The sequence below is a fragment of the Streptomyces cellostaticus genome, assembly GCF_001513965.1.
Lineage (GTDB): Bacteria > Actinomycetota > Actinomycetes > Streptomycetales > Streptomycetaceae > Streptomyces > Streptomyces cellostaticus.
This window is the reverse complement of record NZ_KQ948016.1, coordinates 435,351-456,604: the sequence shown is the minus strand read 5'-3', so window position 1 is coordinate 456,604 and position 21,254 is coordinate 435,351. Positions and strand designations below refer to the sequence as shown.

The 21,254-nt window shown below is 70.7% G+C and carries 22 protein-coding genes; 13 read left to right on the top strand and 9 right to left on the bottom strand.

The genetic code is table 11. The features are described 5' to 3' along the window. Positions 1–4 precede the first annotated feature (4 nt). Positions 5–1,840 carry an AMP-dependent synthetase/ligase gene (locus AQI88_RS05675; protein ID WP_066992808.1) on the bottom strand — a complete coding sequence of 612 codons (1,836 nt, stop codon included), beginning with the start codon at positions 1,838–1,840 and terminating at the stop codon, positions 5–7. Positions 1,841–2,140: 300 nt separating this feature from the next. Here AQI88_RS05675 and AQI88_RS05670 point away from each other — a divergent pair, with 300 nt between their 5' ends. The 6 genes from AQI88_RS05670 (at position 2,141) to AQI88_RS05645 (ending at position 7,165) form a co-directional block, all read left to right on the top strand. After that, positions 2,141–2,938, top strand: coding sequence for a metallophosphoesterase family protein (locus tag AQI88_RS05670; protein WP_066992806.1), 798 nt, complete (start codon positions 2,141–2,143; stop codon positions 2,936–2,938). 100 nt (positions 2,939–3,038) lie between these two features. After that, complete coding sequence (locus tag AQI88_RS05665; protein ID WP_066992803.1) at positions 3,039–3,491, top strand: SRPBCC family protein; 453 nt, start codon at positions 3,039–3,041, stop codon at positions 3,489–3,491. A gap of 76 nt (positions 3,492–3,567) precedes the next feature. Then, complete coding sequence (locus AQI88_RS05660; RefSeq protein ID WP_066992797.1) at positions 3,568–4,740, top strand: ArsA family ATPase; 1,173 nt, start codon at positions 3,568–3,570, stop codon at positions 4,738–4,740. A 57-nt stretch (positions 4,741–4,797) separates the two neighbouring features. Next, positions 4,798–5,289, top strand: a complete 492-nt coding sequence (locus AQI88_RS05655; protein ID WP_066992794.1) for a DUF5304 domain-containing protein — start codon at positions 4,798–4,800, stop codon at positions 5,287–5,289. Between the two features lie 67 nt (positions 5,290–5,356). Then, entirely contained in the window at positions 5,357–6,310 is a 954-nt protein-coding gene (locus tag AQI88_RS05650) for an ROK family glucokinase (protein WP_066992791.1), read from the top strand. A 108-nt stretch (positions 6,311–6,418) separates the two neighbouring features. Further along, on the top strand, positions 6,419–7,165 hold the full coding sequence (locus AQI88_RS05645; protein ID WP_066992788.1) for an endonuclease/exonuclease/phosphatase family protein: 747 nt from the start codon (positions 6,419–6,421) through the stop codon (positions 7,163–7,165). Positions 7,166–7,173: 8 nt separating this feature from the next. On the opposite strand, the gene AQI88_RS05640 is transcribed toward AQI88_RS05645, so the two are convergent. Together AQI88_RS05640 and AQI88_RS05635 are read right to left on the bottom strand one after the other, a co-directional pair. Continuing rightward, positions 7,174–7,737 (bottom strand): hypothetical protein, encoded by a 564-nt coding sequence (locus tag AQI88_RS05640; protein ID WP_066992786.1) that lies wholly within the window; start codon positions 7,735–7,737, stop codon positions 7,174–7,176. Further along, positions 7,730–8,509, bottom strand: a complete 780-nt coding sequence (locus AQI88_RS05635; protein WP_066992784.1) for an alpha/beta hydrolase — start codon at positions 8,507–8,509, stop codon at positions 7,730–7,732. Before AQI88_RS05635 ends, AQI88_RS05640 begins: the two co-directional genes overlap by 8 nt. 175 nt (positions 8,510–8,684) lie before the next feature. On the opposite strand from AQI88_RS05635, the gene AQI88_RS05630 reads away from it, so the two are divergent. The 4 genes from AQI88_RS05630 to AQI88_RS05615 all read left to right on the top strand — a co-directional run bounded on the left by AQI88_RS05630 (position 8,685) and on the right by AQI88_RS05615 (position 12,508). Beyond that, positions 8,685–9,440 (top strand): lysophospholipid acyltransferase family protein, encoded by a 756-nt coding sequence (locus AQI88_RS05630; RefSeq protein WP_079057432.1) that lies wholly within the window; start codon positions 8,685–8,687, stop codon positions 9,438–9,440. 27 nt (positions 9,441–9,467) lie between these two features. Then, positions 9,468–10,682 (top strand): MacS family sensor histidine kinase, encoded by a 1,215-nt coding sequence (gene macS / locus AQI88_RS05625; RefSeq protein ID WP_066992781.1) that lies wholly within the window; start codon positions 9,468–9,470, stop codon positions 10,680–10,682. After that, a complete protein-coding gene (locus AQI88_RS05620) occupies positions 10,679–11,356 on the top strand; it encodes a response regulator (protein ID WP_066992780.1) in 678 nt (225 codons plus the stop codon). Before macS ends, AQI88_RS05620 begins: the two co-directional genes overlap by 4 nt. A 123-nt stretch (positions 11,357–11,479) precedes the next feature. Continuing rightward, positions 11,480–12,508: a 6-phosphofructokinase gene (locus tag AQI88_RS05615; protein WP_066992777.1), complete on the top strand. Its 1,029-nt coding sequence runs from the start codon at positions 11,480–11,482 to the stop codon at positions 12,506–12,508. 17 nt (positions 12,509–12,525) lie between these two features. Here the strand turns inward: AQI88_RS05615 and AQI88_RS05610 are convergent, their stop codons facing one another. Both AQI88_RS05610 and AQI88_RS49005 read right to left on the bottom strand, forming a co-directional pair. Next, positions 12,526–14,403 carry an anthranilate synthase family protein gene (locus tag AQI88_RS05610; RefSeq protein ID WP_066992774.1) on the bottom strand — a complete coding sequence of 626 codons (1,878 nt, stop codon included), beginning with the start codon at positions 14,401–14,403 and terminating at the stop codon, positions 12,526–12,528. A 90-nt stretch (positions 14,404–14,493) separates the two neighbouring features. Next, entirely contained in the window at positions 14,494–14,550 is a 57-nt protein-coding gene (locus AQI88_RS49005) for a trp operon leader peptide (protein ID WP_078912442.1), read from the bottom strand. A gap of 105 nt (positions 14,551–14,655) precedes the next feature. Between AQI88_RS49005 and AQI88_RS05605 the strand changes: the two genes are divergently transcribed. Continuing rightward, complete coding sequence (locus tag AQI88_RS05605; RefSeq protein WP_066992771.1) at positions 14,656–16,008, top strand: class II 3-deoxy-7-phosphoheptulonate synthase; 1,353 nt, start codon at positions 14,656–14,658, stop codon at positions 16,006–16,008. A 137-nt stretch (positions 16,009–16,145) separates the two neighbouring features. After that, positions 16,146–16,388: a (2Fe-2S)-binding protein gene (locus AQI88_RS05600; RefSeq protein WP_066992769.1), complete on the top strand. Its 243-nt coding sequence runs from the start codon at positions 16,146–16,148 to the stop codon at positions 16,386–16,388. On the opposite strand, the gene bfr is transcribed toward AQI88_RS05600, so the two are convergent. After that, positions 16,385–16,864: a bacterioferritin gene (gene bfr, locus AQI88_RS05595; protein ID WP_066992767.1), complete on the bottom strand. Its 480-nt coding sequence runs from the start codon at positions 16,862–16,864 to the stop codon at positions 16,385–16,387. The two genes, AQI88_RS05600 and bfr, sit on opposite strands and share 4 nt — an antisense overlap. Positions 16,865–17,041: 177 nt before the next feature. Between bfr and AQI88_RS05590 the strand changes: the two genes are divergently transcribed. Then, positions 17,042–17,674 (top strand): sulfite oxidase-like oxidoreductase, encoded by a 633-nt coding sequence (locus AQI88_RS05590; protein WP_066992765.1) that lies wholly within the window; start codon positions 17,042–17,044, stop codon positions 17,672–17,674. 18 nt (positions 17,675–17,692) lie between these two features. Here the strand turns inward: AQI88_RS05590 and AQI88_RS05585 are convergent, their stop codons facing one another. The 3 genes from AQI88_RS05585 to pknB form a co-directional block, all read right to left on the bottom strand. After that, entirely contained in the window at positions 17,693–18,193 is a 501-nt protein-coding gene (locus AQI88_RS05585) for a DUF4396 domain-containing protein (RefSeq protein ID WP_066993709.1), read from the bottom strand. A 75-nt stretch (positions 18,194–18,268) separates the two neighbouring features. Next, on the bottom strand, positions 18,269–19,174 hold the full coding sequence (locus AQI88_RS05580; RefSeq protein ID WP_066992762.1) for a deoxyribonuclease IV: 906 nt from the start codon (positions 19,172–19,174) through the stop codon (positions 18,269–18,271). Between the two features lie 34 nt (positions 19,175–19,208). Continuing rightward, positions 19,209–21,140 (bottom strand): Stk1 family PASTA domain-containing Ser/Thr kinase, encoded by a 1,932-nt coding sequence (gene pknB, locus AQI88_RS05575; protein ID WP_066992759.1) that lies wholly within the window; start codon positions 21,138–21,140, stop codon positions 19,209–19,211. Between the last annotated feature and the right edge of the window lie 114 nt (positions 21,141–21,254).

Here is a 21,254-nt window from a genome sequence, read left to right as displayed (position 1 = left end):
CAGGCTATTTGGCGTAGATCGCCTCGATCTCGTCCGCGTAGTCCTTCGCCACCACGTTCCGCTTGAGCTTCAGCGACGGGGTGAGGTGGCCCGATTCCTCCGAGAACTGGGAGGACAGAATGCGGAACTTCCGCACCGATTCCGCCTTCGACACCGCGGCGTTGCCGTCGTCGACCGCCGCCTGGATCGCCGCCTGCAGATCCGGGTCCTCGCGCAGCGACGCCGCGGTGGAGCCCGCCGGCTTGCCGTGCTCCTCGGCCCAACGGCCCAGGAACTCGTCATCGATGGTGACCAGCGCGCCCACGAACGGCCGCCCGTCGCCCACCACCATGCACTCCGCGACCAGCGCATGCGCCCGGATCCGGTCCTCGATCACGGCCGGGGCCACGTTCTTGCCGCCCGCGGTGACGATGATCTCCTTCTTGCGGCCGGTGATCCTGAGGTAGCCGTCCTCGTCGAGGGTGCCGATGTCACCCGTGTGGAACCAGCCGTCGGCGAGCGCCTCCGCGGTCGCGCCCGGGTTGTTCCAGTACTCCTTGAACAGGTGCTCGCCGTGCAGCAGCACCTCGCCGTCGTCCGCTATCCGGATCACCGAGCCCGGCAGCGGCTGGCCGACCGTGCCGATCTTCTGCCGGTCCCAGGGGTTGAACGCGGTCGCCGCACAGGACTCGGTCAGGCCGTAGCCCTCCAGCACCGTGAAGCCGATGCCGCGGAAGAAGTGGCCGAGCCGTTCGCCCAGCGGGGCGCCGCCGGAGATCGCGTACTCGCCCCGGCCGCCGAGGACCGCGCGCAGCTTGCTGTAGACCAGCTTGTCGAACACCTTGTGCTTGATCTTCAGAGCCAGGGGCGGGCCCGACGGGGTGTCCAGCGCCTTGCTGTAGGCGATCGCGGTGTCCGCGGCCTTGTCGAAGATCGCGCCCTTGCCGTCCGCCTGCGCCTTGGCGCGCGCGGAGTTGTAGACCTTCTCGAAGACGCGCGGGACACCGAGGATCAGCGTCGGCCGGAAGGCCGCCAGCTCGTCGGTGAGGTTCTTGATGTCCGGGACACAGCCCAGCTTGATCGGCGCCATCATCGGCGCGACCTGCACCAGCCGCCCGAAGACGTGCGCGAGCGGGAGGAAGAGGAGGACGGAGCACTCACCGGTACGGAACAGCGGCCGCAGGCGCTCCACCACGTTCCCGCACTCGGCGAAGAAGCTGCGGTGGGTGAGCACACACCCCTTGGGGCGGCCGGTCGTACCGCTCGTGTAGACGATGGTCGCCGGGTCGTCGGCCTTGGCGAGCGAGGAGCGCTCCTCCACGGTCGCGTCCGCGACGTCCTGCCCGAGCCGGCCCAGCTCCTCCAGGCCGCCGGCCTCGATCTGCCAGACGTGCTTGAGGGCGGGCAGCGCGTCGCGGACCGAGTCCACGGCGGCCGTGTGGTTGTCCAGCTCCACGATGCAGGCGGTCGCGCCCGAGTCGGACAGGATCCACTGCACCTGCTCCGGCGAGCTGGTCTCGTACACCGGCACGGTGACCGCGCCCGCGCTCCAGATCGCGAAGTCGAGGAGCGTCCACTCGTAGCGCGTCCTGGACATCAGGCCGACCCGGTCGCCCGGCTGCACACCCGCGGCGATGAGGCCCTTGGCGGCGGTGTGCACCTCGGCCAGGAACTCCCGGGCGGTCACGTCCTGCCAGGTGCCTCCCCCAGACTTCGTCCGGGGGGACTCCCACTTCGCTTCGCTCACCTTGCGGGAGATGACGGCGACGTCGGGATGCTGCGCGGCGTTTCTGCGGACGATGTCGGTCAGATTGCCGTCCGCGGGGACCTCGTACAAAGCCGGAAGGCTGAACTCGCGCAAGACTGCTGCTCCTCATAGGGCGCCGGCGCCACGACACTGTGTGATGCGACGGTGTGGTCCAAGGCTCGGGCAAGTGCTCCGGATGTTCACGCTTGGTTGAAACCCAGAGCACGACTGGACTGCCCGGACGTTACCCGTCGGTATGGCTTCTACGACAGGGGGTCCCGACGAGATGTTCGCTGCGTCACACAGGATGGCGTTCCTTCGCGCACAGTAGTCCACGGCCTAAGCGACCGGCGAGTAACCACAAGCCGGGCCGCCACTGTTCACGCAGATCCCACACGCCTACCCTTGATCACCATGGCACCCACACGCTCCGGCAACCGAAGGACTCGCGTCCATGTGGTCAGTGACGTGCACGGCAACGCCCGTGACCTGGCCCGGGCCGGCGAAGGTGCGGACGCCCTGATCTGCCTCGGCGACCTCGTCCTCTTCCTCGACTACGCCGACCACTCGCGCGGGATCTTCCCCGACCTGTTCGGCAAGGAGAACGCCGACCGCATCGTCGAGCTGCGCACCGCCCGCCGCTTCGAGGAGGCGCGCGCCTTCGGCGCCCGGCTGTGGGCCGGGATCGGCTCCGACCGGGCCGGCGCGATCGAGAAGGCGGTGCGCAAGCAGTACGCCGAGCTGTTCGCCGCCTTCCCGACACCGACGTACGCCACGTACGGCAATGTCGACATGCCGCCTCTGTGGAGTGAGTACGCGCGGTCCGGCACCACGGTGCTGGACGGGGAGCGGGTGGAGATCGGCGGCTGGACGTTCGGCTTCGTGGGCGGCGGCCTGCGCACCGCGATGCGCACGCCGTACGAGATCGACGACGAGGAGTACGCGGCGAAGATCGAGGCCGTCGGCGAGGTCGACGTGCTGTGCACGCACATCCCGCCGGAGGTGCCCGAGCTGGTCTACGACACCGTCGCGCGCCGCTTCGAGCGCGGCAGCCGGGCCCTCCTGGACGCGATCCGCCGCACCCGCCCCCGCTACTCCCTCTTCGGCCATGTCCACCAGCCGCTGGCGCGCCGGATGCGGATCGGAGCGACCGAGTGCGTGAACGTGGGGCACTTCGCCGGTACGGGCAGGCCCTGGGCGCTCGAGTGGTGAGGACCGGGAGACGAGGTGAAGGCGGTGAAGGCGGCAGGTCGGCGGCGCGGTAGCCTTCACGCTGCACACTCTTCGGTCCGTATCTGGAGGAGCCACGGCGATGGCGGAACACACCAGTTCGAGCATCACGATCGAGGCGGCTCCGGCCGACGTCATGGCGGTGATCGCCGACTTCGCCCGCTACCCGGACTGGACCGGCGAGGTCAAGGAGGCCGAGGTCCTCAAGACCGACGAGCGGGGCCGCGCCGAGCAGGTCCGCCTCGTCATGGACGCCGGGGCCATCAAGGACGACCAGACCCTGGGCTACACCTGGACCGGGGAGAACGAGGTCTCCTGGACGCTGGTGAAGTCCCAGATGCTGCGCTCCCTGGACGGCTCCTACATCCTCAAGCCGGCCGGCGCGGGCGCCACCGAGGTCACCTACCAGCTCACCGTCGACGTCAAGATCCCCATGCTCGGCATGATCAAGCGCAAGGCGGAGAAGGTCATCATCGACCGCGCCCTGGCGGGCCTGAAGAAGAGGGTGGAACAAGACAGCCCGTCCGGCGTCTGAGGACGAGGCCGCCAGGCCGAAGCGGGGGTCTGGGGGGCGGCAGCCCCCAGGGCCGGCACCGGTACCGTTCACCCTCATGCGCACCATCCTGATCACGGGCCCGGGCGGCAGCGGTCGCACGACCGTCGCTGCCGCCACCGCACAGCGCGCCGCAGGCGAAGGCACCCGCACCCTCCTGCTCAGCGCCGATCACACCGACACCCTCGGCGCGGCCCTGGGCACCGGAACAGGACCGACCCCGACGGAAGTCGCCCCCCTCCTCACCGTGTGGAGGCCCGACGCAGTCGACCGCTTCCGGCAGGACCTCACCGCCTTCCAGACCCGCGCCGCGAACGTCCTCGACCTCCTCGGCGCCGCCCGCCTGGACGCCGAGGAAGTCACCCCGCTGCCCGGCGCCGAGGAGCTGTCCTTCCTGCGCGCCCTGCGCGACGCCGCCCTCTCCGAGCGCTACGACCTCCTCGTCGTCGACCTCCCGCCCCTCCCGCAGGCCCTCGCCCTGCTCGCCCTCCCCGAGGAGATGCGCCGCTACCTGCGCCGCCTGCTCCCGCCCGAGCGGCAGGCGGCCCGCGCCCTGCGCCCGGTCCTCGGCCGCCTGGCCGGCGTCCCCATGCCCGCCGAATGGCTGTACGAGACGGCAGCCCGCTGGGACGTCGAACTGGCCGCCGTGGAGGCGGTGCTCACCGACCGGCACACCTCCGTACGCCTGGTCGCCGAACCCGGCCCCGCCGGCACCGACGCCGTCCGCACCGCGACCCTCGGCCTCGCCCTGCGCGCCCTGCGCACCGAGGCCCTGATCGCCAACCGCGTCCTGCCCGAGACCGTCCCCGACACCTGGCTCTCCGGACTCCTCGCCCAGCAGCGCAAGGCGCTGGCCGACTGGGAGGAGCAGTACGACGCCCACGCCGTCCCCCACCTCGGCCACGATCCCCACGGCACCGACGACCTCGCCGCCCTCGCCGTGCCCGGCGTCAACGCCGCGCCCGCCCCGGTCGAGTGGCCCGTCACCGACCGGCTCGCCGAGGACGGCGTGCTGGTCTGGCACCTTCCGCTGCCCGGCGCGATACGGGAGGACCTCGATCTGATCCGGCGCGGCGACGAACTCGTGATCAGCGCAGGCCCCTTCCGGCGCATCGTTCCGCTGCCCTCCGCCCTGCGCCGCTGCACCGTCGCCGGCGCGGGGCTGCGGGAGGGCGAGCTACGCATCCGGTTCGCCCCCGACCCCGACCTGTGGCCCGCCCCCGGACGATGAACGCCGTACGCCCATTCGGGTAACGTCGTAGGGGCGAACCGTAGTCAGGAGTCCGCCATGAGCGAAGAGCGCCCCGCACCCGACACCTCCGACGAGGCCGGGGAGGAACGGGCGACCGACGCCGACGCCTGGGCCACGGCCTGTGCCGAGGACCTCGCCGCCGAGAAGGCCCGCCGCCGCGCCGAGCACGGCCCGACCCCGGGCTCCGCCGCCGAGGAACTGCGCAAGTTCGTGGACACGGTCGCCGACAAGCTGTCCGGTCTCCAGTCCCCGCTCCTCGGGGCCGTCGCCGGACCCGCCGCCCAGCAGGTGGTGCGGCAGGTCGTCCAGCAGGCGAAGGCCGCCGTCGAACCCGTCATCGAGCGCAACCCGGAGGTCTTCGACCACCTCGCCGCGGCCGGCACCGAACTGCTGGCCGCCTACCGCTCCGCCGTCCAGGCCCAGGAGCGCCGCTGGACCACCGGTGCGGCCGACCTGAAGGACGACTGGCCCGACCGTCCCGACCGGGGCGAGGGCACCGGTCCGGGCGAACGCATCGACCTGGACTGAAGCCCTCCCACGGCAGGGCCTCGGGTACGGTTGGCCGTAGCGGGGCTCGACCGAAACTGAGGGATTCATGGGACTCACCATCGGCGTCGACATCGGCGGCACGAAGATCGCGGCCGGCGTGGTCGATGAGGAAGGCAACATCCTCTCGACGCACAAGGTGCCGACCCCGGGCACGCCCGAGGCGATCGTGGACGCCATCGCCTCCGCCGTCGAGGGCGCGCGCGCCGGGCACGAGATCGTCGGCGTGGGCATCGGTGCGGCCGGTTACGTGAACCGGCAGCGCTCCACCGTCTACTTCGCCCCCAACATCGACTGGCGCCAGGAGCCGCTGAAGGAGCAGGTCGAGGCCCGCGTCGGCCTCCCGGTCGTGGTCGAGAACGACGCCAACGCCGCCGCGTGGGGCGAGTACAAGTTCGGCGCCGGCAAGGGCCACCGCAACGTCATCTGCATCACCCTCGGCACCGGCCTCGGCGGCGGCATCATCATCGGCAACAAGCTGCGCCGCGGCCACTTCGGCGTGGCCGCCGAGTTCGGCCACATCCGGATGGTCCCGGACGGCCTGCTGTGCGGCTGCGGTTCGCAGGGCTGCTGGGAGCAGTACGCCTCCGGCCGCGCCCTGGTCCGCTACGCCAAGCAGCGTGCCAACGCCACCCCCGAGGCCGCCGAGATCCTGCTCGGCCTGGGCGACGGCACCCCGGAAGGCATCGAGGGCAAGCACATCTCCATGGCCGCCCGCCAGGGCGACCCGGTCGCCGTCGACTCCTACCGCGAGCTGGCCCGCTGGGCCGGCGCCGGCCTCGCCGACCTGGCCTCCCTCTTCGACCCCTCGGCCTTCATCGTCGGCGGCGGCCTCTCCGACGAGGGCGAGCTGGTCCTCGACCCGATCCGCAAGTCCTACAAGCGCTGGCTGGTCGGCGGCAACTGGCGCCCGGTCGCCGACGTGATCGCGGCCCAGCTGGGCAACAAGGCGGGCCTGGTGGGCGCGGCCGACCTGGCCCGCGAGCCCGACCCGATCATGTAAAGAAACCCGTGCTGTCCCAGGGGCGCGGGGAACTGCGCGACAAGCCACAACGAACCGGCAGTCGCACACGACCTCGCGCCCCGAGCCATGGGGCGTACATTGATCCACATGGTGCTGCTCCCGAACTCCCGTACAGAGCCCGAAGGTTCAGCCCTCATCCGCGTCCTGAGCTACAACATCCGCTCGATGCGCGACGACACCGACGCCCTGGCAAGGGTGATCACCGCCTGCGCCCCCGACCTGGTCCTCGTCCAGGAAGCCCCCCGTTTCTTCCGCTGGCGCAAGAAGCTCGCCCGACTCGCGGCGGACTCCGGCATGGTCGTCCTCACCGGAGGCGCGACGGCGGCGGGCCCGGCGATCCTGTGCAGCTTGCGAGCCACCGTCGAACGAACGGAAGACGTACTCCTCCCGCTCACCCCCGGCCTGCACCGCCGCGGCCTCGCCACAGCAGTGGTCCGTTTCGGCTCAGCCCGCGTGGGCGTCATCAGCTGCCACCTGAGCCTGCAGAAGGACGAGCGCTACGAGCAGGCCGGCCTGCTCCTCGACCGCCTCGCCGCAATGGGCGTGGAGCACGCCGTCGTCGGCGGTGACCTCAACGAGCGCCCCGACGGCCGCACCTTCCGCCTCCTCTCCGACAGCCTTCAGGACTGCCGGACCACCACCCCCTGGGGCGGCGAGTTCACCTCCACCCCCGCCGCCCCCCACCAGCGCATCGACGCCGTCTTCGCCACCAAGGGCATCGAGGTGCTCGGCTGCGGGGTGCCCCTGGACCAGCCGGGGATCACGGAGAGGGACCTGAGGGCGGCCACGGACCACCTTCCGGTCCTGGCCGCCCTCAGAATCCCGGCCGCCTGAAGCGTCGCTCAGACAACCGCCCCGCGCCCGGGATCACCGTCGTCGTCCTCGTCCGTCCGCATCCGCGTCACCAGCGTCACGAACCCGCCGAGGAAGCCGCCGATGCCGAGGGTCGTCAGCCACCAGGTCATCTCCCAGCCCAGCAGCACGGCCAGCAACAGCAGGATCGGGCCGCCGACGACCCCGAGCCAGGCGAACTTGGCGGTCGTGTCGGCCGTCGGCAGAGGCGGCGGCTCGGGCGGCACGAAGTGGCCCTCGTCGTCCTCGTCGAAGTCGTCCTCGGACGGCTCCGGCGCGGTGTAGTCACGCGGGCCGACGCCCGGCGCGAACGAGATCGAGCTGCCGAGCGGCCGCGCGGGCCGCGGTTCCTCGGAACCGTCGCCGCCCTCGCCCGGGGGATCCGGCTCGGGCAGCGCGAGGTCTTTCACCGGCTTGAAGGGCTTGGCGCCCGGCGGGTCCGCCGGCTCCTCGCCGTACCCCGCGACGATGGCCTGCCAGGCGGCCTCCTCGTCGAAGGGCACTCCCTTCTCGTCCGGCTCGCGGTCCTCGCGGTCGGAGTCGTGCTCAGCCAACTGCGGCCGTCCCTTCCTTGCCGACACTGGGTGCGAGCCGGCCGATGAAGGCGAGGCTCTCCTCGAAGATCCGGTCCGCATCGTGGTCCAACGTCGCCACGTGGTAACTCTGTTCCAGCACGATCTCCGTTACGTCCCTGGAGGAAACCCGGCTCAGCACGCGGGCCGGGTCCGCCGCCGGGACCACATGGTCCTGGGCGCTGCGCAGCAGCAGCAACGGCTGGGTGACCTGGGGCAGCTCGCCGTCCAGCCGGCGCAGGAACACCCGCAGGGAGTGCGCCGCGTGCAGCGGCACCCGGTCGTAACCCAGCTCCGCCGGACCGCCCTTGGCGATGTCGCTGGCGATGCCCTTCGTCGTCCGCACGAGATGCCGGGCCACCGGAAGGGCGTACGCCGACAGGCCGTGCACCCGGTTCGCCGGGTTGACGACGACCACCCCGGCGATCCGCTCGCCCTCCTTGGCCGCCAGCCGCAGCGCCAGCGCCCCGCCCATCGACAGGCCCGCGACGAACACCCGGGAGCACCGGTCACCCAGCAGCTGCAGCTCGCGGTCCACCTCCGCGTACCAGTCCTGCCAGCCGGTGAGCTGCATGTCCTCCCAGCGGGTGCCGTGTCCGGGCAGCAGGGGCAGCGACACGGTCAGGCCGTGCGCCGCGTGGTGCTCCGCCCAGGGGCGCAGCGACTGGGGCGAGCCGGTGAAGCCGTGACAGAGGAGGACACCCACCTCCCCGCCCTCGTGGCGGTACGGCTCGGCTCCGGGGAGAACCGGCACCTTTCGGGCTCCTGTTCCTGAGAGGGCCTCTCCAGTTTCCCGAGAAGAGAGGCGTGAAGAACGGGCGGATGTGTTTCACCGTACGCGACCGCACTGACACCGACCAGGGTCGTCGGGCTCATTGACGGCACTCCGGGTTAAGGTCTGATCGACGGAAACAGGAGGCACGCGGGTGTTGTACGGCACGATGAAGGTTGCCATCGGAGGGCCGCTGAAGGTCGCCTTCAGACCTTGGGTGGAGGGCCTGGAGAACATTCCGCCCGAAGGGGCCGCGATCCTGGCGAGCAATCACCTGTCCTTCTCGGACTCGTTCTTCCTGCCCGCGGTCCTCGACCGCAAGGTCACCTTCATCGCCAAGGCCGAGTACTTCACCACGCCCGGCGTCAAGGGCCGCCTCACCGCGGCCTTCTTCAAGGGCGTCGGACAGCTCCCGGTGGACCGCTCCGGGGCGCGCGGCGCCGGCGAGGCGGCGATCAAGAGCGGCATAGAGGTGCTGGAGCGCGGCGAGCTGTTCGGGATCTACCCGGAGGGCACCCGCTCGCCCGACGGCCGCCTGTACCGGGGCAAGCCCGGCGGCCTCGCGCGCGTGGCGCTCGCCACCGGCGCTCCCGTCATCCCCGTCGCGATGATCGACACCGAGAAGATCCAGCCGCCCGGCAAGGTCATGCCCAAGCTGATGCGCCCGGGCATCCGGATCGGCAAGCCGCTGGACTTCAGCCGCTACCAGGGCATGGAGCACGACCGGTTCGTGCTGCGCGCGGTGACCGACGAGGTCATGTACGAGATCATGAAGCTCTCCGGCCAGGAGTACGTCGACATGTACGCGACCGCCGCCAAGCGGCAGATCACGGACGCGGCGAAGGCGGCCAAGGAAGCGGAGAAGGCGGAGAAGGCCGCCAAGGAGGCGGAGAAGAAGCAGGCCGAGGGCTAGCGGGGGAAACCGGGGGATCGGGGGGCCATGCCCAAGCGTGAGCGGGTCATGACGATGTCGGTCGAGCTGCCCCTGTGGCGTGCGCTCGCCGGCTACCGCGTGCTGACGATGCTGTACGCCATCGGCCTGTGCGCCACCGCGTACGACCACTTCGCCCACCCCTGGGTCGCCGTCGCCTACTACGCCGTCCTGGCCGTGTGGACGCTCGCCACCCTGCCCCGGGTGGCGAACGAGGCCAGCTGCACCAAGCGTTTCCTGGCCGTCGACCTGACCATCGCCCTGACCGGCATCCTGCTCACCCCGCTCGCCGACAGCCACGAGCGGATCGCGGGCGGCGGCCCGACGCTGCCGTCGATATGGACCGCCGGCTCGGTGCTGGCCTTCGCCATCAAGGGCGGCTGGCGGTGGGCCGCCGTGGCCTCCACCGCCGTCGCCGCCGTCAACCTGATCGAGCGCGGCCATCCCGCCCGGGACACCGTGCACAACGTGATCCTCGTCTGGGTGTCCTCCGTCGCCATCGGCTACGTCGTGGAGGTCGCCCGCGCCTCCGAGCGCACCCTCGCCCGCGCCCTGGAGATCGAGGCCGCGACCCGGGAGCGGGAGCGGCTGGCCCGGGACATCCACGACAGCGTGCTCCAGGTGCTGGCGATGGTGCAGCGGCGCGGCGCGGTCCTCGGCGGCGAGGCGGCCGAGCTGGGGCGCATGGCCGGGGAGCAGGAGGTGGCACTGCGCACGCTGGTCTCCGGCGGCCTGCTGCCCGTCTCCCGGGTCTCGGAGGACACGGCCGCCGGAGCCGTCGTCCGCGCGGTCGAGGAACCGGACGACGACGGCCCCCTCGACCTGCGCTCCCTGCTCGCCCCCTACGCCGGCGCCCGGGTCAGCCTCGCCGAGCCCGGCGCCCCGGTGCCGCTGCTGCCGGAGGCCGCGCGGGAGCTGGCCGCGGCGGTCGGGGCCGCCCTGGACAACGTGCGCAGGCATGCCGGCCAGGACGCCCGGGCCTGGATCCTGGTCGAGGACGAGCCCGACGAGATCGTGGTCACCGTCCGGGACGACGGCCCCGGCATCCCCGAGGGCCGGCTCGCCCAGGCCGAGGGCGAGGGCCGACTCGGCGTGGCCCTCTCGATCCGGGGAAGGCTGCGCGACCTGGGCGGCAGCGCCGAGCTGCTCTCCGTCCCCGGGCAGGGCACGGAGGTCGAACTGAAGGTACCGAAGGTCTCGTGGGACAAGGCGGAGAAGCGATGAGCGAGCAGCAGGACCCGATCAAGGTCATGGTGGTCGACGACCATCCCATGTGGCGCGACGCGGTCGCCCGGGACCTGGCCGAGTCCGGCTTCGAGGTGGTCGCCACCGCCGGCGACGGCGAGCAGGCGGTGCGCCGCGCCAAGGCCGCTGCCCCCGACGTCCTCGTCCTGGACCTCAACCTGCCCGCCAAGCCCGGCGTCCAGGTGTGCAAGGAGCTCGTCGCCCACCACCCCGCCCTGCGCGTCCTGGTCCTGTCCGCGAGCGGTGAGCACGCCGACGTCCTGGAGGCGGTGAAGTCCGGCGCGACCGGCTACCTGCTGAAGTCGGCGTCCACCGAGGAACTGCTGGACGCGGTGCGCCGTACCGCCGTCGGCGACCCGGTGTTCACACCGGGCCTGGCCGGACTGGTCCTCGGCGAATACCGGCGCCTGGCCTCCGAGCCCGCGCCCGCCCCGGACGCCGACGAGCCGGGGGCGCCCCGGCTGACCGAGCGGGAGACGGAGGTGCTGCGGCTGGTGGCCAAGGGGCTGAGCTACAAGCAGATCGCCGAACGCCTCGTCATCTCCCACCGCACGGTCCAGAACCACGTCCAGAACACCCTCGGCAAGCTCCAGCTGCACAACAGGGTGGAGCTCGTGCGGTACGCGATAGAGCGCGGCCTCGACGACGCGTGAAACCGCCTGGTCAAGCAGCCTCCTGACAATTCACCGGAATCACCCTTCCCGCCTCTCGCTGTGTGACGCGAGTCACCATTACCGTGACTGAGCGTCAGGCAACCGCGGCGAAGGGACATTTCCATGCGGGTCGGAGTACTGACCGGAGGCGGCGACTGCCCCGGGCTCAACGCCGTCATCCGGGGCATCGTCCGCAAGGGCGTGCAGGAGTACGGATACGACTTCGTCGGCTTCCGGGACGGCTGGCGCGGCCCTCTCGAAGGCGACACCATCCGCCTCGACATCCCCGCGGTGCGCGGCATCCTGCCCCGCGGCGGCACCATCCTCGGCTCCTCGCGCACCAACCCCCTCAAGCAGGAGAACGGCATCCGCCGTATCAAGGAGAACCTGGCCAAGCTGGAGATCGAGGCCCTCGTCGCGATCGGCGGCGAGGACACCCTGGGCGTGGCCGCGCGGCTGTCCGACGAGTACGGCGTGCCCTGCGTCGGCGTGCCCAAGACCATCGACAACGACCTGTCCGCCACCGACTACACCTTCGGCTTCGACACCGCGGTCGGTATCGCCACCGAGGCCATCGACCGCCTGCACACCACCGCCGAGTCCCATATGCGGGTCCTCGTCTGCGAGGTGATGGGCCGCCACGCCGGCTGGATCGCCCTCCACTCGGGCCTGGCCGGCGGCGCCAACGTCATCCTCATCCCCGAACAGCGCTTCGACCTCGACCAGGTGTGCGCCTGGATCACCTCCCGCTTCAAGGCGTCGTACGCCCCGATCGTCGTCATCGCCGAGGGCGCCATGCCGAAGGACGGCGACGTGGTCCTCAAGGACCAGTCGCTGGACTCCTTCGGACACGTCCGCCTCTCCGGCGTCGGCGAGTGGCTGGCCAAGGAGATCGAGAAGCGCACCGGCAAGGAGGCCCGCACCACCGTCCTCGGGCACATCCAGCGCGGCGGCACCCCCAGCGCCTTCGACCGCTGGCTCGCCACCCGCTTCGGCCTGCACGCCATCGACTGCGTCCGGGACCGCGACTTCGGCAAGATGGTCGCCCTGCGCGGCACCGACGTCGTCCGCGTCCCGATCGCGGAGGCCACCGCCAAACTGAAGACGGTGGACCCCAAGCTGTACGAGGAGGTCGGGGTGTTCTTCGGCTGACGACCGCCTCCGGACGGCTACACGGTCGTGCGGCGCAGCTGACCCATCAGCTCCCGTACGACCGCGGCCCCGTTCAGGCTCAGCACCGACTCCGGGTGGAACTGCACCCCGCTGAACCCGGGGCCCCGGATCGCATGCACCTCACCGTTGCCGGCCCGGCTCACCTCGACGCCGTGCGCGGCGAGTTCGGCGAGCGCCTCGTCGTCGCAGCGCGCCACGAAGCTGTTGTAGAAGCCGACGGTCTCGCACCGCCCGAACAGGTCGATCTCCGTCTGCGCACCCTGGTACGGCACTTCCTTCCGTACGATCTCCAGGCCCAGCTCGGCCGCGATCAGCTCGTGGCCGAGGCAGACGCCGAGCACGCCGTGCCGGTGCTCCCGGATCACCTCGGCGGTGAGTTCCCGCAGGACCTGCATCTTCGGGTCGGCCGTGTCGGACGGATCACCGGGGCCGGGACCCAGCACCACCGGCCCCGCGTGCACCCGCACCGCCTCCCGCAGGCCGGGCTCGTCGTACCGCCGGACGGTGACGTCCAGCCCGCTCGACCGCAGCACATGCGCCAGCATCGCGGTGAAGGTGTCCTCACCGTCGACGACGAGTGCGTGCCCGGTCAGCTGCCCGGACCGCTCCTGCATCCGCAGCCAGAACGGCGCCAGCGACGAGCGGCGCCCGTCCAGCGCGGCCCGCACCCGGGGGTCGTCGGCCAGCCGCGGCCGCACCCGCTCCTCGCGCGGCCGGGACGGCCGTACCCCCAGGGCCGCCAGGACCCCCGCCGCCTTCGCATGGGTCTCCGCCACCTCGCCCGCCGGGTCCGAGCCGCGCACCAGCGTCGCGCCGACCGGGACGCGCAGCCGGCCGTCCGGGGAGATGTCGGCGGTGCGGATCAGGATGGGGGAGTCCAGCGTCTGGGCGCCCACGGATTCTTCCCGCCCGCCACCCGCGTACCGGCCGAGCAGCGCCAGCGCCCCCGCGTAGTAACCGCGCCCACCGACCTCGTGCCGCTCGATGACCCGGCACGCGTTCTGCACCGGCGACCCGGTGACCGTCGCCGCGAACATGGTCTCCTTCAGCACCTCCCGCACATCCAGGGAGGACTTGCCACGCAGCTCGTACTCGGTGTGCGCGAGGTGCGCCATCTCCTTCAGGCGCGGGCCGACGACGACCCCGCCCATGTCGCCGACGGTGCACATCATCTTCAGTTCCTCGTCGACGACCATGGACAGCTCCTCGATCTCCTTGCCGTCGGCGAGGAAGTCCAGCAGGTGCTCCGGCGTCGGCCCCCCGGCCGGATAGCGGTACGTCCCACTGATCGGGTTCATGACGACGGTCCCGCCGGACATCCGCACATGCACCTCGGGACTGGCACCCACCAGCGTCCGCTCCCCGGTGTGCACGACAAACGTCCAGTACGCGCCCCGCTCACCCTCCAGCAGCCGCCGGAACAGCGCCAGCGCGTCGGCCCGCCCGAACCCCGGGATCTCACCCTCGTACGTCCGCCGGATCACGAAGTTCGCGCCCTCGCCCCGGCCGATCTCCTCGCGCAGCACCCGCCCGACGATCTCGCGGTACTCCTCGTCGCCGACGTCGAAGCCCCCGCCCTCGACCCGCACCTCGTGACCGGGCAGCGACCGCAGGGCCTCGGCGAGCGGGATCTCGTACGACTCCTCGGGCGTCAGCACGAGCAGCGGGGTGCCGTCGTCGCGGACGTCGAAGCCGCGCTCGCGGATCTGCCGGAACGGCACGAGCGCGAGGCCCTCCTCGGGCAGGTCGGCGAGGCGCTCACGGGGGGTGACGGGTCCGATCAGCACCTCCACCGTGTGCTCGTCGCGGCCCGGGGCGCGACGGCGGAGCAGGGCGAAGGGGCGGGGGTCGTGCAGCAGCTGTGCCAGGTCCATGGTTCCTCTTCCGTCGGTGAGGAGGAACGACCCCGGATACGCCGAAGGCCGCCCCTCGGGCGGCCTTCGCGAAGTCTTGCGTACGCGCAGTCAGTGGGCCGCCGGATGAGCGGTCCACCACCAGTTCTGGGTCGAAAGCGCGAACATGGCGGGAACCCTACCGCACAGGCCGGATGTCCATGGAGCAATCACTTCGTCTCACCCTTCGAGCCAGACGGAAACCATGCGACACGACCCCGTAATGTTTACGAGGTGACCGTGAACGCTAAGACCAGCCCGAGCGCTGGCAACACCTGGCGAGACCTGCCCGCGGCGCAGCAGCCCGAGTACCCCGACACCGAGGCTCTGCGCGCAGTGATCGCGGACCTCGAGTCGTATCCGCCGCTCGTCTTCGCGGGCGAGTGCGACCAGCTGCGCGCCCGGATGGCGTCCGTCGCCAAGGGAGAGGCGTTCCTCCTCCAGGGCGGCGACTGCGCCGAGGCCTTCGACGCGGTGTCCGCCGACCACATCCGCAACAAGCTCAAGACGCTGCTCCAGATGGGTGCCGTCCTCACCTACGCGGCCTCCGTGCCCGTGGTGAAGGTGGGCCGCATCGCGGGGCAGTACTCCAAGCCGCGCTCCAAGCCGACCGAGACCCGCGACGGCGTGACGCTCCCGACCTACCGGGGCGACTCCGTGAACGGCTTCGACTTCAACGAGGCCAGCCGCATCCCGGACCCGGAGCGACTCAAGCGCATGTACCACGCGTCGGCGTCCACGCTGAACCTGGTGCGTGCCTTCACCACCGGCGGTTACGCCGACCTGCGCCAGGTGCACGCCTGGAACCAGGACTTCGTGAAGTCGTCCCCGTCCGGGCAGCGCTACGAGCAGCTCGCGCGGGAGATCGACAACGCGCTGAACTTCATGCGGGCCTGCGGCACCGACCCGGAGGAGTTCAAGACCGTCGAGTTCTTCTCCTCGCACGAAGCCCTGCTGCTGGACTACGAGTCCGCCCTGACCCGGGTCGACTCCCGCACCGGCAGGCTGTACGACGTCTCCGGGCACATGGTGTGGATCGGTGAGCGCACCCGGCAGCTGGACGGGGCGCACATCGAGTTCGCGTCCCGGATCAGCAACCCGATCGGCATCAAGCTCGGCCCGACCACCACGGCCGAGGAGGCGCTGCAGTACATCGACCGCCTCGACCCCGAGCGCGAGCCGGGCCGGCTGACCTTCATCGTGCGCATGGGCGCCGACAAGATCCGCGACAAGCTCCCCGAGCTGGTGGAGAAGGTCACGGCGTCCGGTGCGACGGTGGCCTGGGTGACCGACCCGATGCACGGCAACACCTTCGAGGCGGCCTCCGGGCACAAGACCCGCCGCTTCGACGACGTGCTGGACGAGGTCAAGGGCTTCTTCGAGGTCCACAAGGGCCTCGGCACCCACCCGGGCGGCATCCACGTCGAGCTCACCGGCGACGACGTCACCGAGTGCGTGGGCGGCGGCGACGAGATCTTCGTCGACGACCTGCACCAGCGCTACGAGACGGCCTGCGACCCGCGGCTGAACCGCAGCCAGTCGCTGGACCTGGCGTTCCTGGTCGCGGAGATGTACCGGGACCAGTAGTCGTGTGGGGCGCGGATCACATGCGATCCGCGCCCCTCGGCACTTTTGCGGGTTCTGTGTGGCGGGTAAGGTTAGGTTAGCCTCACCGATCAAGCGGGACGGCCATACCTATCAATCCCGTCGGGAGGTGAACCCGCGTGTACGTGTGCAGCTGCTTCGGCATCACCGAGGCCCAGGTCAAGCAGCATGCGGAGGACGGCGCCTGCACTCCCCGGCAGATAGCCTCCGCCTCCAAGGCGGGCACCGACTGCGGTTCGTGCGTACGGCGCATTCAGGCGATCCTCGGCCGTGGCACGTGCCCACGCCGTGAGCTGGCCGAACAAGGCAAGCCGGTGCTGGCGGAGCTGTCCGGCCCCGTCGCCCTGGACGAGGCGGCCTAGCTTTCCGGCTGCTCGATCAGCTGGGCGAGGTAGAGCGCCTCGCCGAGCTTCTCCACCAGCTCCAGCTGGGTGTCGAGGTAGTCGATGTGGTGCTCCTCGTCGGCGAGGATGTCCTCGAAGATGTTCGCGGACGTGATGTCGCCCTTCTCGCGCATCACCTTGATGCCCCGCTTGAGCCGGTCGATCGCCTCCACCTCGACCTGCCGGTCGGCCTCGAACATCTCCTTGACGGTCTGCCCCACCCGCACATGGAACAGCCGCTGGTAGTTGGGCAGTCCCTCCAGGAACAGGATCCGGTCGGTGAGCACCTCGGCGTGCTTCATCTCGTCGAACGACTCGTGCCGCGTGTACTTGGCGAGCTTCGTCCAGCCGAAGTTCTCCTGCATCTTCGCGTGCAGGAAGTACTGGTTGATCGCGGTCAGCTCGCCGGTGAGCTGCTCGTTGAGGAACTCGATGACCTCGGGGTCGCCCTGCATCGCAGCGGCTCCTTCCACATGGAGGGACGGGTGAGGTGTGCGGCGGCATGATTGCACCGGTGAGCGAAGATCGTCCAGTAAGTGCGTACTTAGTAAGTACGGCCTAGCTTGTGGCTATTTGTCCGCTTCGTGGATGGGTGGTCAAGGGCACTGCCCCAGGTCTGTCAGGATGGATACATGGGTCATCCGGTGGAGCGCGAATCTGGGGCAGCGGCAGGGTCCGAGCTTCCGCCGGGGCAGCGACTCCAACGTGGCTGGCCGGTCACGCACTACGGGCCCGTACCGAAGTTCCGGCCCGAACGCTGGGAGTTCCGGGTCTTCGGCGCCACCGCCGACGGCGACAAGCGCACCTGGAACCACGAGGAGTTCACGGCCCTGCCGTACACCACCGTGGTGGCCGATCTGCACTGCGTGACGAAGTTCAGCATGGTCGGCGCGGAGTGGGGCGGCATCCCCGCCCGGACGATCCTCGACCTGGCCCCGCCGGCCCCCGATGTCACCCATGTGATGGTGTGGGCGGAGTACGGATTCAGCTCGAATCTGCGCCTCGCGGACTTCGACTCCGACCGCACCCTCTTCGCCACCCACAAGGACGGCGAACTCCTCACCGCCGAGCACGGCTTCCCGGTGCGCCTGATCGTCCCCCATCTGTACGCCTGGAAGGGTCCCAAGTGGGTGCGGGGCGTGGAGTACATGACCGCCGACCGCCGCGGCTTCTGGGAGGAACGCGGCTATCACAACATCGGCGACCCCTGGAAGGAGCAGCGCTACTCCTACCAGGAGGGGCCCGGGGAGGGCCCCGAGCTCTGATCTCTCCTGGTGTGCCGGTCAGTGGTGGTACTGATGCACCACCGCGTGGCCCTTGCCGCGGCCGATCGTCCACTTGTTGACCGGCGTGGTCACTGCGAAGGCGATCACGAGCGAGATCACCAGCGAGGTCCAGAACAGCGCGTCGCCCAGTGTGGCGTCCATCGCGGACGGCCAGACCAGGATCACCCCGTTGTCGATCAGCTCCATCACCACGATGGACAGGGTGTCCGCGGCCAGTGCCACCCGGAGGGCCGTACGGAAGTCGACCCCGGCGCGCAGGACTCCGCGCAGGGTGAGCGAGTAGCCGAAGAAGAAGGCCAGGACGATCGCCAGCAGCATGGTCGGCAGGTTGCCCCACCCGAACGCCGTGGCGATGACCATGCCCAGCACCTCGCCGATGGCACAGCCGGTGAGGCAGTGCAGGGTGGCCTGGGCGGCCACCGACCAGGTGGCGGCAGGTGTGTGGTGGTGCGCGTGTGCTTCGTGCTGGTGGTGTGCTATGTGTGCCTCGTGCTGCATGACGGCCCCCATGTCAGGTATGTGGTTCCTGCACCGAGCAAGAACCACATACCCCGTAGGGGTATTCCCCAGGGGTTATCCGTCGCGCAGTTTCTTCAGCCGCTCCACATCGGCCGCGTGCCCCTCCTTGCCGCCGGGGGTCTCGATGATCAGCGGTACGCCCTCGGTCGCGGGGTGGGTCATGAGTGCCCGGAACGGGTCCTCGCCGATGTGCCCGGAGCCGATGTTCTCGTGCCGGTCCTTGTGCGCACCGACCACGTCCTTGGAGTCGTTGGCGTGGATCAGCTTCAGCCGGCCCTCGCCGACCGTCTCGACCAGCAGGTCCAGGGTCTGATGCATGCCGTCCGGCCCGGTCAGGTCGTGCCCGGCGGCGAAGATGTGGCAGGTGTCCAGGCACACGCCCAGCTTCGGATGTGCGTCCAGCGCCTCGAAGTACGGCCCGAAGTCCCAGGTGCGCGAGCACAGCGAGGCGCCCTGCCCGGCGGTCGACTCCAGCAGCAGGAACGGGTCGTCGTCGCGGGTCAGCTCGTCCAGCAGCGGCAGCAGATGCTCCCGCACCTGCTTCAGCGCCACGGCCCGCTCCCGCCCGCCCGTCGCGCTGCCCGTGTGGACGACGACACCCAGCGCACCGATCTCCCGCCCGCGCCGCAGTGAGTGCCGCAGCGACTGAACCGACTTCTCCACGGTCGCCTCGGTGTGCGAGCCGAAGTTGATCAGATAGGGGGCGTGCACATACGCCGGGATCGACTCCGCCGCGCAGGCCGCCCGGAACGCCTCGTCCTGCCGCGGATTTCCGGCCGGCGTCGCCCAGCCGCGCGGATTGGCCACGAAGACCTGGACGGTCTCGGCCTTGAGGTCACGGGCGTACGTCAGACCTACGGAGTTCAGACCGCCGGCCACGGGGACGTGACCGCCGACGGGGTTGCGGGAAGGACCGGTTCCGGGGCCGCCGGTCAGGGTGCGGGACTGCTCGATGCTCACCCGTTCAGGGTGTCACGCGGCGCGCCGCCCCCGGTCACCGGATGGTGATTGTGATCGTCGACCCCTTGGGGGCCATCTCGCCGCCGTCCACCGACTGCTGCTTCACGGTGTCACCGAAGAGCCCGAGCAGCCCCCGGTCCTTCTCCACCTTGAAACCGGAGGCCTCCAGCAGCTTCGTCGCATCGTCCACGCTCGCCCCGACCACGTCCGGCACCTCGACCATCTCCGGGCCCTTGGACAGCGTCAGCGTCACCGTGTCGCCCTCGGCGGCCTGGCTCTCGCCCGCCGGGGTCTGCCGGGCCACCTTGCCCTTGTCGTACTCGGAGTTGACCTGCTGCGTGGAGACGGTCACCTTCAGGCCGGCGTCCTCCAGCTCCTGCTTGGCGTCGCCCAGGTCGTCACCGGTGACGTCCGGTACGTCGATCGGGTTGCCCTTGCTGACCAGGAGCGCGATCGCCGAGCCCGCATGCCGCTTGATGCCCGCCTCCGGGTCGGTGCTGATCACCGAGCCCTTGGCGATGCTGTTGCTGAACGCGCGGTTGACCATGCCGGGCTCCAGCCCGGCCGCCTTCAGCCGTGCCTGTGCCTTCCCCAGCGGGACGCCCGCCAGGTCCGGCACCTTCACTATCGCGGGACCCCGGGAGATGACGAGGGTCACGGAGTCGTTGCTCCGGATCCGGGCCCCGGCCGCCGGGTCGGTGCTGATGACCGTGCCGCGCTTCACCGTGTCGTTGTATTCGAGCCTGACCCGCTTGACGTCGAGCCCGGCCGCCTTCAGCCGCGCTCTCGCCTGGTCCTCGGTCTTGGCCAGCAGCGGCGGGACCTTGGTGAACTGCCCGGAGCTGATGTACCAGACCCCGGCACCCACGCCGAAGACCACCAGAATCGCTGCGATGATCGTGACGAGCCCGCGCCGGGGCCGCGCCGGCCGCCGCCGCGGAGGTGCCGGCGGGCTCTCCAGGCGGCTGGTGTGCTGGACGGCCGCCGCGGGATCCTCGTCGTCCTCGTTGACGGGCAGCGGCCGGGGCACGGTCAGCGAGCGCGGGATCACGCTCGTACGGTCCGCGGCGTTGTCGTGCTCCGCGGACAGTGCCTGAGGCGGCAGGGCGTCCAGCTGCTCGGCGCTGAGCTCGGCACGCGCCCGCAGCACCTGGCCGAGCAGCGCGGCCGCGTCGTACGGCCGCACCTCGGGGGTGCGCGCGGTGGCCGAGGCGACCAGCTCGTCCAGCTCGTACGGCAGCCCCGGCACGAGCGCCGAGGGCGGCGGCACGTCCTCGTGGATGTGCTTGTAGAGCACCTGGGCGGGGGAGTCCCCGGAGTGCGGCTTGCCGCCGGTCAGCATCTCGTAGAGCACGACACCGCAGGCGTACACGTCCACGCGCGGGTCGGCGGTGCCCTGCTCGATCTGCTCGGGCGCGAGATACGACACCGTCCCCAGCACGGCCCCCGTCGTGCTGGTCACCGTGTCCACGGACCGCACCAGGCCGAAGTCGGCGACCTTGACCCGCCCGTCGTCCCCTATCAGCACGTTCTCGGGCTTCATGTCCCGGTGCACGAACCCGGCCCGGTGCGCGGCGCCGAGCGCGGCCAGCACGGGCTCCAGGATGTCCAGCGCGGCCCGCGGCTGCAGCGCGCCCCGCTCGCGCAGCACGTCCCGCAGGGTGCACCCGGCGACGTACTCCATCGCCAGGTACACGTACGACCCGTCGGTGCCCTGGTCGAAGACCTGTACCACGTTGGGGTGGGCGAGCCGGGCGACCGACTTGGCCTCCCGGATGAACCGGTCCACGAACGACCCGTCGGCCGCCAGCGCCGGGTGCATCACCTTGAGCGCGAGAACCCGGTCCAGGCGGGTGTCCAGGGCCCGGTAGACCGTGGCCATCCCGCCGACCGCGATCCGCGCGTCGACGCGATACCGGCCGTCGAGCACCTGCCCGACGAGGGGGTCCTGAAGGGTCGTATCCACGCAGGCGAGTGTACGAGGGGCGACCGACAGTCCCGCCCGTTGGGCCATTCCGGGGACGGAATGCAGCAGAGCTGTGACCCTGGAGTCACCAGCGGTCATGGGCCGATGACACTG